The following is a 13,344-nucleotide window of genomic DNA, read 5'->3' on the forward strand; positions in this document are numbered from 1 at the left end:
AACAAACATAGTAAAAAGCAGATTGGCAAAAATCTGCGGCATAAAAAAGCCGGGGCCAAAAGCCCCGGCGCTCAGCAAATACAGTTACAATACTATTCTTCCACCACACCCGCACCGGGTGCATTAGATTTCACCGATTCAATACCATTATCCCTGCCCGAAGATGATTCATAAATCTCACTCGTGCCAATGATCTGGCCATTAGCAGCCTTCAGGTTAAAATAATACTTCTGGTTTGTAGACACCTTCTTATCATACCTGCTATCATCCTTAGCATTGGCCTTTACCGAATCAATTCCGCCAAGGCAGGCAGCTTTGGTTGTATAGCCCTCGCTCGATAAAATTTTCTGTCCGTTATCAGCCTTCAGGCTGAAATAATACTGACCGTTACTTCCGGTCTTAGTCACAAACTTAACCATAGTTAGCGTTTTTGATGAATATTAAAAATAGCATCTTTTGTATTGAAAACAATCAACAACAAAATCACAAATAAAAAATGCAGCAAAATTAGCAGGCTGGCACACCGCCTCTGCCAGCCCCCCTGCAAGGAACTACGGCATAAACACAGGTTTGCCCGCTTTACCGTGCAAACCTCCATCAGCGCTGCCGGCCATCCTTTATCCCGTTCCTACTTGCAGGGCCTCGACACGCCTGCTGGTGTCAAAGCTTTCTTTTTCTTTTTCCCTTTTTCTTTCTCTTTTAGTTCATATACCCCAGGGCATAAAAAAAAGCCCCGGTCTTAGCCAGGACTTTTATAAGCTTCCGCCGGAAGTCGCCACACCAAACCGGCAGAAACTACTTTTTAAACCACCTTATCGCCGCTTTAAGGCATACCGTTACACAGAAACTCACTATTGCACCAATACCGGCCAATACCAGCGTTTTCAACACATCCGCACTGCTGATAAAAACAAACACCGTGAGCAGCGTGCCCCCTGCAGTACCGGCTTTCGTAGTACCATCAAAATACTGGTTCATCACTCACCCTCCACAGCCGTTTGACTTACCGCACCGGCAACACCACCAGCCACAGCCAGGTGACCGGCAATTTTAATTACCCCAGCAGGCAGCGCCACCGGGGCCGCCGCCACAGACGCAGCTACCGCCGCCAGCACCAGGCCAATATTCCGCAGTCTTTTAAAAAACTTTGGAGTAGGGGCCGCCGCCCTTTCCATAATACCTTTCATAGTCGTAAAATTTAAGCATGAAAATAGGTCATTCAGCAACCGCTCCGGGAGCAATACACCTGTGTCATTAGCACCCACAGGCCGCTCACCTTTACCAAAGCCGGGGCATTAAAGCCGCCATTCTTCAGCGAATACAGAACACCATTTACCTCCTGGTAAAACGCCACACCCAGTGCCAGGAACAACGGGCTAGTACTATTAGGCGTCACCGCATTAGACAAGGTAATAGCGGCAGTCAAGCTGCTGTCCCAGCGCATCAGGGGTGTTTCACTCGTAGCCGACACATAACTTTCCCGTTCAAAATCCACCTCCGAGCCGGCAGAGATGATCTTAAAATGCGTAGTACCGCCCGGAGCCGTAATCATCTGAGCAGGAATAAACCCTAGAATCATTACAGACAACGCTCCCGCTGCCCGGTCAATAGTGAGCGTAAAAGGTGCATACAGCGTAGTGCGCAACTTGCCCTGGATATTAAATTCAAAGCCTTCAAGCAGTTCCGCCTCCCCGTCAATCACATTACGCAGGCCCCGTACATTAGTACTATCCGCCTGTATCACCTCCACCATTTTCTGAGTCAACCGGCTCACCATCCGGCTGTCGCTTGCATGTTGCAGCAAGCCTCGCAGCGAAGTGCGCAACACCTTACCGGCATTGCCTGCCCGGCCAAACTCACTGCCATTTTCCCGCGTACGTTGAAACGCCGGGTCATTAGCAATACGTGCAGCATCCACACCGCCCTTTTCCCGGGCCAGGTAGCCATCCTGGCTTTTATAGAAAGTAATATCACCGATAGTACCCTCCAGTTTAATAATACCCTTTTGTTTTGCCATTATATCAGGATTTAAAGAGTTTACAAAAGAAATGTTCAGGCACACTTCATTAAAGCCATCGTGACATCACCGGTACAAAATTTGGGTAATAAACTCATCAAGCCCTTTCCGGTACAGACTTATATTGCCGGAAACAGTACATATTGCTGTAAGCAACTAAGTATACCTATTTGTATTTTTGCATCATGCCGCTACACAGAGAAAATACGGAACCTTAATAACACCGCTCAGTTAAAGGCAAGGATAAAGCATGAAAACACAGCAGACAAGGCTATGTATTTACCCCAATGACATTCAGCGCATCACCGGTAAAAGCGAGCGTTACGGGCGAATGTTGCTACAGAAAATCCGGCAATACTTTTCAAAAGAAGGGCACCAGTTTATCACTGTAGAAGAGTTTTGCCAATACACCGGCTTCAAAAAAGAGGACGTTATCAGCTTTCTGATTAGTTGAAAGAAGTACAAAAAACAGACAAGTTTACTTGTATAAGAAGCGCAATTTCAGTAACTTTAAGCTACCGATTTGCACCAAAGCTATTAGGAAAGCTGGTGAGTTATTAGGTGAGTAAAGAAACATAAACATCCGAAAGGGTTGATACTAAAGGATAGTAAAGGGTAGTACAAATCCCTTCCTCTCTGCAAGTAGTAATACAAAACAAGTTAAAACGCTGCAAAATCATTGATTTGCAGCGTTTTTTCTTTTTTAGCCGGGCATCCCGGGTATTAAAAAACAAACAATCAGCTTTACATCAAAATAAAGCTATTGCTTTAACTCACCTCCCGCCCAACCTATACCCATTTCCAACACATTAACAAAAAAAGCTCCCCATTACGGGAAACCGTTTTTCTCCTTGTCCGCTTCATCCTACTTTAGTTTATGTAATCATTGATATACAACTAAACCAATATCATTCCCGTGTTCCATATCCTGAACATAACCATACCGATCATTGCAGGTAGCCTGCTCTACAGCTTTGAAGGGCCACTCCGCAATTACGGGCCCGATGCCCTCTGGGCCTATGCTTTCACCTTTTCATTACTTACTATCTGGGGCGGTATACACAAAACATGGCTATGTGTACTGGCCATGGTATTCATTCTTTTTGAAGTATTGCAACAGGTTCATATCGTGCCCGGCACTTTTGACCTGTTAGATATCCTTTGCTATTTTTTATCTTCTATCATCTCAATTTTTATTTATGAAAAAAACAAACCATTTTCTTTCCATCCTCGTCGTGATCGTATTTTTTACAGCGGCCATCGCCAGCTCAGATGAAAAAGCTACCGAGAAAAAAGTAGCCAAAGCGGAGGCTGAGAAACCAGCCATCGCAATAACCGCTGCTGCATTATCAAAAGCCTATCACGACAACGAGGTAGGGGCCGACCAGCAATATAAAGATGCCGTTCTGATTGTAACCGGCACCGTTCAATCCATCAGCAAGGATTTTACCGATAAAATATATGTTATCCTGGAAGGGGATGACCGTGATTTTTCTATTGCAGACATACAGTGTTATTTTTCCGATGATCATGTGAATGCGGCATCCAGTCTTAAAAAAGGACAACGGGTTACCGTAAAGGGGTTGGGTGATGGCCTGGTAATGAATGTTATCCTGCGGGGCTGCAGCCTGGTACCCTGAGTTGGCTGAAACACATACACATTAACCATCATACATAATTGCGGGGCAGATGCTCATAATATACTTCTACCCCGCAATTTTATACAAGCGGTTATAATCTCCTTCTTTTTTATATACCCTACCAACCGGTTATCCTAACTTCGCAGGCATGGAAATCCTGGGTTACTTATCGGCTTTGGTAGTGGGCATTTTATTAGGCCTAATGGGCGGCGGCGGATCAATCTTAACCGTTCCCATATTGGTTTACCTGTTGGGCATCAATCCACTGCTGGCCACTACCTGTTCACTCTTCATTGTAGGTGTTACCAGCTTTACCGGTGGTATACGCGCCTATACCCGTAAGATGGTGGACTTCAGGGCGGTTACCGAATTTGGTATACCCTCCATCTTTTCCATCTTTATTACCCGCCACTACCTGTTACCGGCTTTTCCCGATACCTTGTTTACCATTGGTAATACTACGGTGAGTAAAGAGATATTCTTAATGGTATTATTTGCCCTGTTAATGTTAGCAACATCCTTAAGCATGTTGTTCAATAAAACAGTGGAGAAGAATGTGGAACAGGAAGGCCGTAAGATAAACAAGCCTGTACTGATGGTATTGCTGGGTTTGTTTATTGGTATGTTAACGGGTATACTGGGGGCCGGCGGAGGTTTTATTATTATCCCTACCCTTGTATTATTATTACATGTGCCTATGAAAACCGCTGTAGGCACTTCCCTATTGATTATTGGTATTAATTCCCTCTTCGGCTTTTTATTTACCCTTAAACAATTTACGTACGATTGGGTGCTGCTGATCGGCTTTAGCCTGCTGGCCATTATCGGCATTTTTATCGGGAGTCATTTTACAGAGAAGATACCGGCGCAAACCCTGAAGAAAAGCTTTGGTGTATTTGTACTGGTGATGGGTGTTTTTATATTGGTAAAGGAATTACTATTTAAGAACTAGGCCCCTTAAATATCTTCCCCCTGGTTGGTATTCACCCTTTCCGATACATCTTCAGGAGCCGAGTTCTGCCAGTCCGGGTCATACTTTACAAACCAGGAAATCCACAGGCTGCGGCTTAAACGCATTAAGATGGGTTGTAAACAAAACAGGAAAACAGCATTAAAAATAAGCCAGTAAATAAAACGGTTATCATATATAGAGAGGCCAATGAATATCCACCAGGCAATTAAACTGGCCACGCTCAGGGCCACGGTTAAAGCATAACTTACATAACTGGTCCCATAATAAAAACCAACTTCCAGTTCGGTGGGCTGTCCGCATACCACACAGGTTTTATGCATGGCCAGGTTCCGTTTTAATTTTATGCTCAACGGGTTTTTAAAAAGTTTGCCCTCCCTGCACCGGGGACAACGGCAACCCAATGTTGATGCTAAATACCCCCTGGCGGCCCTGGTATCACTCATGTTATATGAACTTTGATGAAAGGATGCAAAGGTAAGCAATACAATCAAGAGACGCAAGTGGCCGCCGGATGAACTAGCCAATGATCTTCTCCATCTGCATACTCCGGCTGCCTTTTATAAGAATACTGGTATTATCCATATCCTGGCCCGTATACCATTCCTTTGCTTCGGCCGCATTGTTAAATTGTAAATAGGGATGGCTGAGCTTTAAAAAATCACCGCCTACCAGCACTACCTGTTGCCAGTTATACTTACTGATGGTATCAATAATAGCCTGGTGTTCCTGCAGGCTTTCCGCACCCAGTTCGGCCATAGCCCCCAGCATCAATACTTTTTTGGTTTCCGGCTGACGGGAAAAGTTTTCTATGGCCAGTTTCATACTGCTGGGGTTGGCATTGTAGGCATCCATAATAATATGCGTAGCGCCTTTTACCATCAGTTGTGAGCGGCTATTGGAAGGTGTATATCCCTCCAGTGCCGCTTTAATATTTTCTGCTGTTACCTTAAAGTATTGTCCTACTGTAGCGGCTAATAATACGTTAGGCAGGTTATAATCGCCTACCAGTTTGGTTTGCAATAAACCGGTATAATTACCACTCAGCATATTCACCTGTAAAAAGGTATCGCTGCTTACCACAGTACCCACTACCATGGCATCATGCGTACCATAGGTTATAACCTCACTGATTCCCTTACTCATTTCCTGCAGGTAGTCGTAATCGTTCATAATAAATACAGAGCCTTTATGCTCCCGTATATAATCGAACAATTCGCCTTTTCCTTTTTTCACGCCTGCTTCTCCCCCAAAGCCTTCCAGGTGGGCCTTCCCGGCATTGGTTATTACACCATGAGTGGGCAAAGCATACTTACAATAACCCGCTATCTCCTGCTGGTGGTTGGCTCCCATTTCAATCACGGCGATCTCCGCATCGGCTTTTATTTTCAGGATGGTTAAAGGAATACCGATATGATTGTTCAGGTTACCTTCTGTAGTATAGGTTTTGTACGTGGTGCTTAATACCGCATGTACCAACTCCTTTGAAGTGGTTTTACCGTTACTGCCGGTAATGGCAATAAAAGGTATATTGAATTGCTGGCGGTGGTATTTAGCCAGTTGCTGTAAAGTGGTCAGTACATCCTCCACCAGGATCATCTGGTCATTGATCTTATACGCTGCATTATCAATAACGGCATAGGCCGCACCTTTTTCCAGGGCCTGGCCGGCAAAAAGGTTGCCGTCGAAATTATCGCCTTTCAATGCAAAATAAATATCGCCGGGCTGCAGTTTACGGGTATCGGTCTGTACCGAAGGGTGTTGCAGGAACAGGTTGTATAATGCCGCTATTGTCATGCAACAAAGCTAACTAAAAGGAATATAGCAAGTTATCCTTAGCAGCTAAAAAAACAGCTCCTGTTGTCAATTAATAACAGAAAGATTTTATGGAAGGATAGATAATTTATCTACTTTTATACCCCCTCTCTGCCAAAACAAATCATTACATTTTTTAAACATCAACACCATGTTAGATCAAATTGCGCAATTAGTAAAGGAATATGGTAAGGAAACTGTAGTAGAAAACCAGGCCATTCCCAATGAAGAAAACAATGCCATACTTGCAGAGGCAACCAAAACCGTTTCATCGGGCTTACAAAACATTTTAGCCGGCGGTGGTTTACAAAACATTTTAGACATGTTTACCGGTGGTGGTAATAACGGTCAGCAAAACAATGGTGGCAGCGGTATAGCCGGTTTATTAAAGAACCCCATTGTAAGTATGATGATCGGGCACTTTATCAGCAAGCTGACCACCAAATTCAACATGGCCCCTGCACAGGCCAGCAGCGTTGCCAACAATTTAATTCCGAATGTACTGGAATCACTGGTAAACCGTACCACCAGCCAGGCACCGGAGAATGATTCTTTTGACCTGAACGACCTGATCGGTTCATTAACGGGCGGCAAAGTAGCTACTTCAGAAAATGCCGGCAGCAATGGCTTTAACTTCCAGGGATTACTGGACCAGTTTACCAACGCCAATGGCGGCAATGGTATTAATATCCAGGACCTCATTAACCAGGTAACCCAGGGCGCTGTAGAAGAAAAGGGACAACCTGCCAGTAATGCAGGCGGTATTGGCGGTATTACTGACTTAATTAAAGGCTTCTTTAAATAAACCGTTTAACGAAGAAATGAATAAAAGGAGAACCCGCGGTTCTCCTTTTTTATGGTAAATACCCAAAATGTTAATGTTTTGTTTTGTGCAAACCATTGCACGAAGCACTTGTTATTTATATAGAATCAGTTCTTAGAAACAGGCGGTTAACAGAAGTATTAAAAGAAATGTTAATACGCAAAAAAATTGCTAATTCATCCTCTTCGTTTAATTTTTGGTATGAATTATGCAATATCCTAAGTACAAGCAGCAAATAGCTACCTGAAGATCTTTGATGTTGTTGATAATCACAGTACAACAGTTAAAAAATGATGTTAGTTGGGATGAACGGTAAGATAAGAAGATGAGCGGTTTTTCAGAAAATTAACACAGAAATCATTCTTTTAAACTTTTATTAACAGCATATATGCATCCTTTAGCAGTAAATTTGCGTTATATAATAAAGCACACAAATCTTTAAAAAAAGATTTTACATATTTTCTCATAAGCAGTTAGTTTTGGTTGCGACCCCTGTTTCCACAGGGGTCTATTTTTTTATAAACCTGTACCACGCGTAGCCCAGGCCGCACAGTGCGCCAACTATATCTGCAATAATATCTCCCACATCAAAAGAACGATGGATCACCAGGTTTTCCTGTACATACTCCATTCCTATTCCGTAAGCACAACTTAAAATAAAGACCCAGACAAAAATTTGTTTCAGCTTTTGTTTTGGCCTGGCCGAAAACCTGGTAATACCCCAGCACCATAAAAACACCATCATGGCAAACATGCCAATATGTACCCATTTATCAAATGCAATAGCGCTTAACCAATTGGAAGAAGGAAACTGAGAGCCCGGCAAGGTTAATAATATAACCGACAATATCAACCAGGCTATGGCGGGGAGTAAATACTTCATGCAGGAGCGGGAATAATGTTTAGGGCGGTAAGATAAAAAAAACGCTGTACATTCCTGTACAGCGTTGTATGATTAATTTGTTGCGCAATAGTTTTTGATCGTCCCGTAACATTACCTGTTACAGGGGTATAAACTATTTATTCAACCGTAATATTATATATTGCCTGAATTAAACCTGGTTACTTAAGAAACCAGTGCTTCGTAAGCGGCTGCGTCCAACAAACCTTCTACTGCCGCTGCGTCAGTAACCGTCATTTTGATCATCCAGCCTTCGCCATAAGGATCGCTGTTTACCAGTTCAGGCTCATTGGCCAGGGCAGGGTTTAATTCATCAATGGTGCCGGCTACCGGTAAAAACAGGTCAGAAACAGTTTTTACTGCCTCCACTGTACCAAAAACATCACCTTCATTCAGGGTTTGTCCGATGGTTTCCACTTCTACAAAAACTATGTCGCCCAGCTCTTTCTGAGCAAATTCGGTAATACCAATGGTGGCTACATTGCCATCCAGCTTGATCCATTCGTGATCTTTTGTGTACTTTAAGTTGGCAGGAAAACTCATGATAGAAAATTTTATTTCGCAAATATGAGTAAAACCGCTTGGAGTGCAAAGATTATTTTGTTTACCGTCATTCACCCGCCTTTTTAAACCGTTTGCATCAGTTAGCCCGATAAATCCTGCCGTTTAACATAGTTTTCACGCCATTCATCGGCAATCGTTTTTCCCGAGCATACCCGCAAAATATCTTTGCCTCAGAATAAAACCTAAAAAATGAAATTTTTCCTTTTTCTAACTGCATTTGGCCTCTCGGTATTCAGTGCAAAAGCACAAAAAGTAACCGGTTCCGTTCAGGACGAACAGAACAAAGCCATTGCCAGCACAACTGTTTCCTTATTAAAAGCAACTGACTCTACCCTTGCCAAGCTTTCTACCACTGATAATAGCGGTAACTATAGTTTTGATGGTGTTGCCGCCGGTAAATACTTTGTAAGTGTGACCAATGTGGGCTACCAGCCCTATATGAGCAGTGCTTTTGAAGTAAACGGCGCTCCTGTAGCCGTTCCGGTTATTAAGTTATTAAAGGCCGAAGCTACTATGGAAGGCGTAACCGTAACTGCCCGTAAACCGATGGTAGAGGTGAAAGCCGACAAAACCATTTTAAACGTGGAAGGCACTATTAACGCCACTGGTAACGATGCGCTGGAATTATTGCGTAAAGCACCAGGTGTAATGGTTGATAAAGATGACAACCTGACCATGGCCGGTAAAAACGGGGTGCAGGTGTTTATTGATGGTAAACCCAGCCCTTTAAGCGGTACAGACCTGGCTAATTATTTAAAAACCCTACAATCTTCACAGGTTGAAGCTATTGAATTAATTACCAACCCTTCGGCCAAATACGAGGCGGCAGGTAATGCAGGTATCATTAATATTAAACTGAAGAAAAACAAAACCTTTGGTACCAACGGTTCGGTAAATGCCGGTTATAATATTGGTACTTATGCCAAATACAACGGCGGCATCAGCTTAAACCACCGCAATAAAAATATCAACGTTTTTGGTAACTACAACTATAGCCAGGGCTTAAATGGTAACTGGCAAAACATGTACCGTGAGCAGGCCGATACGGTGTTTAACCAGAACAGTACCATGAAGTTTTATTACAATACACACAACTTCAAAACCGGTATCGACTACTTCCTTTCTCCCAAAAGCACCATTGGCGCCATTGTGAACGGTAATATTGCCGATATTGACCTGAGATTAAATGGCAATACCTCTATTACCAAACAATCGACCAATGTAACGGACAGGTTACTGAACAGCCGTACCACCAACGATATGAACCGTACCAACCTGAACTTTAACCTGAACTACCGTTATGCCGTAACGGGTGGTGCAGAATTAAACGTAGATGCTGACTACGGTATCTTTAACCTGCGCAGCAACCAGTACCAGCCTAACTTTTATTACGAGCCTGATGGTGTTACGGAAAAATACAGCAATATCTACCGTATGATAGCGCCTACTGATATTACTTTATACTCTGCCAAAGTAGATTATGAAACCAATTTCAAAAAAGGCAAGCTGGGCGTAGGTGGTAAAGTAGGCTTTGTAGAAACGGACAACGATTTCCAGCGTTACGATGTAACAGGCAGCGGTGATGTATATAACAAAGACCTGAGCAACCGTTTTGCCTACAAGGAAAATGTAAATGCCCTGTATGTGAACTATAACCGCGCTTTCACCGGCTTTATGTTCCAGGTGGGTTTACGTATGGAGAATACAGATTCAAAAGGTACATCTACAGGTTTGAAGTATAACAGCAACTCCTCCTCGTATGTACCCTACGACTCTACCCTGCACCGTAACTATACCGACTTTTTCCCAAGTGCGGCCCTGACCTTCAACAAAAACCCGATGAGCCAGTTTGGCGTAACCTTCAGCCGTCGTATTGACCGCCCGGCTTACCAGGATCTGAATCCTTTTGAATTCAGGCTGGATGACTATACTTTCCAGAAAGGGAATACACAATTAAGGCCCCAGTACACCAACAGCATTGGCATTACGCATACTTACAAATACATGCTGAACACTTCTATCAACTATAGCCATGTAAAAGACATTTTTGCACAGCTGGCTGATACAACTGAAAAGTCAAAAGCATTTATGACCAAGCAGAACCTTGCTACACAGGATATTGTTGCCTTAAACGTAAGCTATCCTTTCCAGTACAAATTCTATAGTTTCTTTGCCAACCTGAATGCTTACTACTCCTTATACAAAGCCGATTTTGGTGGTGGCGACCGTAAAGTGAACCAGGATGTATTTGCCTTGACTTATTACATGCAAAACACCTTTAAGATCAATAAAACCTTAACGGCCGAATTAAGCGGCTTCTATTCATCACCCGCTATCTGGCAGGGTATATTTAAAAGCAGGGAAATGTGGGGTATTGATGCCGGCTTACAGCAGCAGGTGTTAAAAGGTAAAGGTACTTTACGTTTAACAGTAAGCGATATTTTCAAAACCATGCGTTGGGCAGGCAGCAGCAATTTCACCGGTGTGTATGGTATTGCCAGCGGACGTTGGGAAAGCCGCCAGTTGAAACTGAACTTTACTTACCGTTTTGGTAATACACAGGTTAAAGCGGCCAGACAACGTAAAACAGGTTTAGAGGAAGAAAGCAAACGTGCCGCTGACGGAGGCGGAGGTTCTACTCCTGCTAAACAATAATAAATACTTTACAGGCATAAAAAAAGCGGACTGCAAAATGTAGTCCGCTTTTTTATTTATTAATTAAAGCATCAGCTATAGTACAACACTCAGCTGCAGCATCCCGCTTTCCGCTGCAACCGGCCCCGCCGCCTGATACAAACACCTTCAACCTTCCATCCTTCTACCTAAAACCTTTCACCCAATGCCTTATACCTTACCCCCTCCCTACAGGTTTCCGCTGCAATCGGGGCTATGCTCAGCAGTAGTACAAAACCCGGCTTTATTACTTGCTCTCCATTTTTATTACCGGTACAATCATCTCCTCCAGGCTAACACCGCCGTGCTGAAAAGTATTACGGTAATAATTTACATAGTGATTGTAATTATTGGGATAACATAAAAAACTGTCTTCCTTGGCAAAAATATAGGAGGAGTTAATATTCGGTACAGGCAAACCGGCTTCTTTGGGGTCGCGGAAAGCCAGTACTTCTTTGGGTTCGTAGTTCAGGTTACGTCCGTGTTTGTAGCGCAGGTTGGTAGTAGTTTGTTTATCGCCAATCACCTTGTAGGGTGTTTTCACCCTTACACTGCCATGATCGGTACCCACTACTACCCTTACATTCTTCTCCGCTATTTTTTTCAAAGCCTGGTGCAATGGTGAATGTTCAAACCAGCTGGCCGTTAAACTGCGGTAGCTCATTTCATCCCCTGCCAGTTCTTTCAATACTTCCATCTCGGTACGGGCATGGCTCAACATGTCCACAAAATTATACACGATCACGTTCAGGTCGTTCGTCAGCAGGTTATGCATATTATTCACCAGGTCAAGCCCTGCCTGGTTATTCAATACCTTGGTATAGGAAACTTTTAAATCGCCCTTACCCAGCCTTTTTAAATGGGCCCTTAGCAGATCCTCCTCGTGCAGGTTCTTTCCACCTTCGTCATCATCATTCTTCCAGTATTGGGGAAACTTCTTTTCTATCTCCATGGGTAACATGCCGGCAAATATGGCATTACGGGCATACTGTGTGGCTGTAGGCAATATGCTGTAAAAAGTATCCTCCTCCAGTATCCTGAAACTCTCGGCAAATATGGGTTGTATGGCCCGCCACTGGTCAAAGCGCAGGTTATCTATCAATACAAAAAACAGGGGTTTGCCCGGCTCCAGGTGGGGCAATACTTTAAACTGCAGCAGGCTATGGCTCATTACCGGCGCATGACCGGTTTTATTGCCGATCCACCCGGCATAATTTTTTGAAATAAACTTAAAAAACTCGGTATTGGCCTCGCTTTTCTGGCTCTGTAATACTTCCTGCATTTCGGGGCTATCGCTCTTCTGCATCTCCAGTTCCCAGTACACCAGCTTTTTATACACTTCCATCCACTCGTTATAATCGGGGCTGCTGTTCAGGGCCATAAATAAATTACGGAACTCCTGCTGGTAGGCGGTGGTGGTTTTTTCAGCCACCAGCCTGCGGTTGTCAATAATTTTTTTCAGGCTCAGCCAAACCTGGTTGGGGTTCACCGGCTTAATCAGGTAATCGGTTATCTGTGAGCCGATGGCCTCATCCATCAGGTTCTCGGTCTCATTCTTGGTGATCAATACCACCGGTAGTGATTGCCGTATTTCCTTGATCTTGGCCAGGGTTTCCAGGCCGGTAATGCCGGGCATGCTTTCATCAATCAATACCACATCAATGGCATTCTCCTTTACATAATCAATGGCATCAAAACCATTGGTAAAGGTTTTTACCTCGTAGCCTTTATTTTCAAGGAACATTTTTTGCGACTGCAGACTTTCTATTTCGTCATCTACCCAAATTATTTTAGCTAAAGCCATATTGATACATTATTTTAAAACCTAAGTACTAAAGGTAAGCATTATGAACAGGTATAATTTGAAAGAAATGTTAAGTAGGCCCTGAACCGGAGGGTTCCGCGGCCGCTATTATTTTGCCGGTGGTACATAATTGTACC

Annotated in this window: 14 protein-coding genes; 6 read left to right on the top strand and 8 right to left on the bottom strand. The window is 43.5% G+C overall.

The window, feature by feature from the left end; genetic code table 11:
* Window positions 1-92 precede the first annotated feature (92 nt).
* The 3 genes from ACFS6H_RS00250 to ACFS6H_RS00260 form a co-directional block, all read right to left on the bottom strand.
* A complete protein-coding gene (locus tag ACFS6H_RS00250; RefSeq protein ID WP_386093651.1) occupies window positions 93-419 on the bottom strand; it encodes a YegP family protein in 327 nt (108 codons plus the stop codon).
* 558 nt (window positions 420-977) lie between these two features.
* Complete coding sequence (locus tag ACFS6H_RS00255) at window positions 978-1,187, bottom strand: hypothetical protein (protein ID WP_386093653.1); 210 nt, start codon at window positions 1,185-1,187, stop codon at window positions 978-980.
* Window positions 1,188-1,219: 32 nt separating this feature from the next.
* The gene (locus ACFS6H_RS00260) at window positions 1,220-2,017 is read right to left on the bottom strand and encodes a hypothetical protein (RefSeq protein ID WP_386093656.1); all 798 of its coding nucleotides are present in this window, start codon (window positions 2,015-2,017) and stop codon (window positions 1,220-1,222) included.
* Window positions 2,018-2,267: 250 nt separating this feature from the next.
* Here ACFS6H_RS00260 and ACFS6H_RS00265 point away from each other — a divergent pair, with 250 nt between their 5' ends.
* The 4 genes from ACFS6H_RS00265 to ACFS6H_RS00280 all read left to right on the top strand — a co-directional run bounded on the left by ACFS6H_RS00265 (window position 2,268) and on the right by ACFS6H_RS00280 (window position 4,609).
* The gene (locus ACFS6H_RS00265; protein WP_386093658.1) at window positions 2,268-2,471 is read left to right on the top strand and encodes a hypothetical protein; all 204 of its coding nucleotides are present in this window, start codon (window positions 2,268-2,270) and stop codon (window positions 2,469-2,471) included.
* 462 nt (window positions 2,472-2,933) lie between these two features.
* Window positions 2,934-3,293 carry a hypothetical protein gene (locus ACFS6H_RS00270; RefSeq protein ID WP_386093661.1) on the top strand — a complete coding sequence of 120 codons (360 nt, stop codon included), beginning with the start codon at window positions 2,934-2,936 and terminating at the stop codon, window positions 3,291-3,293.
* Window positions 3,217-3,657, top strand: coding sequence for an OB-fold protein (locus ACFS6H_RS00275; RefSeq protein ID WP_386093664.1), 441 nt, complete (start codon window positions 3,217-3,219; stop codon window positions 3,655-3,657). Before ACFS6H_RS00270 ends, ACFS6H_RS00275 begins: the two co-directional genes overlap by 77 nt.
* Window positions 3,658-3,805: 148 nt before the next feature.
* Window positions 3,806-4,609 carry a sulfite exporter TauE/SafE family protein gene (locus ACFS6H_RS00280; protein ID WP_386093666.1) on the top strand — a complete coding sequence of 268 codons (804 nt, stop codon included), beginning with the start codon at window positions 3,806-3,808 and terminating at the stop codon, window positions 4,607-4,609.
* Between the two features lie 5 nt (window positions 4,610-4,614).
* Here ACFS6H_RS00280 and ACFS6H_RS00285 read toward each other — a convergent pair whose 3' ends face one another.
* Both ACFS6H_RS00285 and ACFS6H_RS00290 read right to left on the bottom strand, forming a co-directional pair.
* Window positions 4,615-4,980, bottom strand: coding sequence for a DUF983 domain-containing protein (locus ACFS6H_RS00285; protein ID WP_386093669.1), 366 nt, complete (start codon window positions 4,978-4,980; stop codon window positions 4,615-4,617).
* Between the two features lie 166 nt (window positions 4,981-5,146).
* Window positions 5,147-6,424 (bottom strand): UDP-N-acetylmuramoyl-tripeptide--D-alanyl-D-alanine ligase, encoded by a 1,278-nt coding sequence (locus ACFS6H_RS00290; RefSeq protein WP_386093672.1) that lies wholly within the window; start codon window positions 6,422-6,424, stop codon window positions 5,147-5,149.
* A 169-nt stretch (window positions 6,425-6,593) separates the two neighbouring features.
* Between ACFS6H_RS00290 and ACFS6H_RS00295 the strand changes: the two genes are divergently transcribed.
* Window positions 6,594-7,247, top strand: a complete 654-nt coding sequence (locus ACFS6H_RS00295) for a hypothetical protein (RefSeq protein WP_386093675.1) — start codon at window positions 6,594-6,596, stop codon at window positions 7,245-7,247.
* A gap of 526 nt (window positions 7,248-7,773) precedes the next feature.
* Here ACFS6H_RS00295 and ACFS6H_RS00300 read toward each other — a convergent pair.
* Entirely contained in the window at window positions 7,774-8,148 is a 375-nt protein-coding gene (locus ACFS6H_RS00300) for a VanZ family protein (RefSeq protein ID WP_386093677.1), read from the bottom strand.
* Window positions 8,149-8,331: 183 nt separating this feature from the next.
* Window positions 8,332-8,709 (bottom strand): glycine cleavage system protein GcvH, encoded by a 378-nt coding sequence (gene gcvH / locus ACFS6H_RS00305; protein WP_386093680.1) that lies wholly within the window; start codon window positions 8,707-8,709, stop codon window positions 8,332-8,334.
* A 210-nt stretch (window positions 8,710-8,919) separates the two neighbouring features.
* On the opposite strand from gcvH, the gene ACFS6H_RS00310 reads away from it, so the two are divergent.
* Complete coding sequence (locus tag ACFS6H_RS00310; protein WP_386093683.1) at window positions 8,920-11,385, top strand: outer membrane beta-barrel protein; 2,466 nt, start codon at window positions 8,920-8,922, stop codon at window positions 11,383-11,385.
* Between the two features lie 265 nt (window positions 11,386-11,650).
* On the opposite strand, the gene porX is transcribed toward ACFS6H_RS00310, so the two are convergent.
* Window positions 11,651-13,207 carry a T9SS response regulator signal transducer PorX gene (porX, locus tag ACFS6H_RS00315; protein ID WP_386093686.1) on the bottom strand — a complete coding sequence of 519 codons (1,557 nt, stop codon included), beginning with the start codon at window positions 13,205-13,207 and terminating at the stop codon, window positions 11,651-11,653.
* Between the last annotated feature and the right edge of the window lie 137 nt (window positions 13,208-13,344).

This window comes from Terrimonas rubra, from assembly GCF_042686025.1.
GTDB lineage: Bacteria > Bacteroidota > Bacteroidia > Chitinophagales > Chitinophagaceae > Terrimonas > Terrimonas rubra.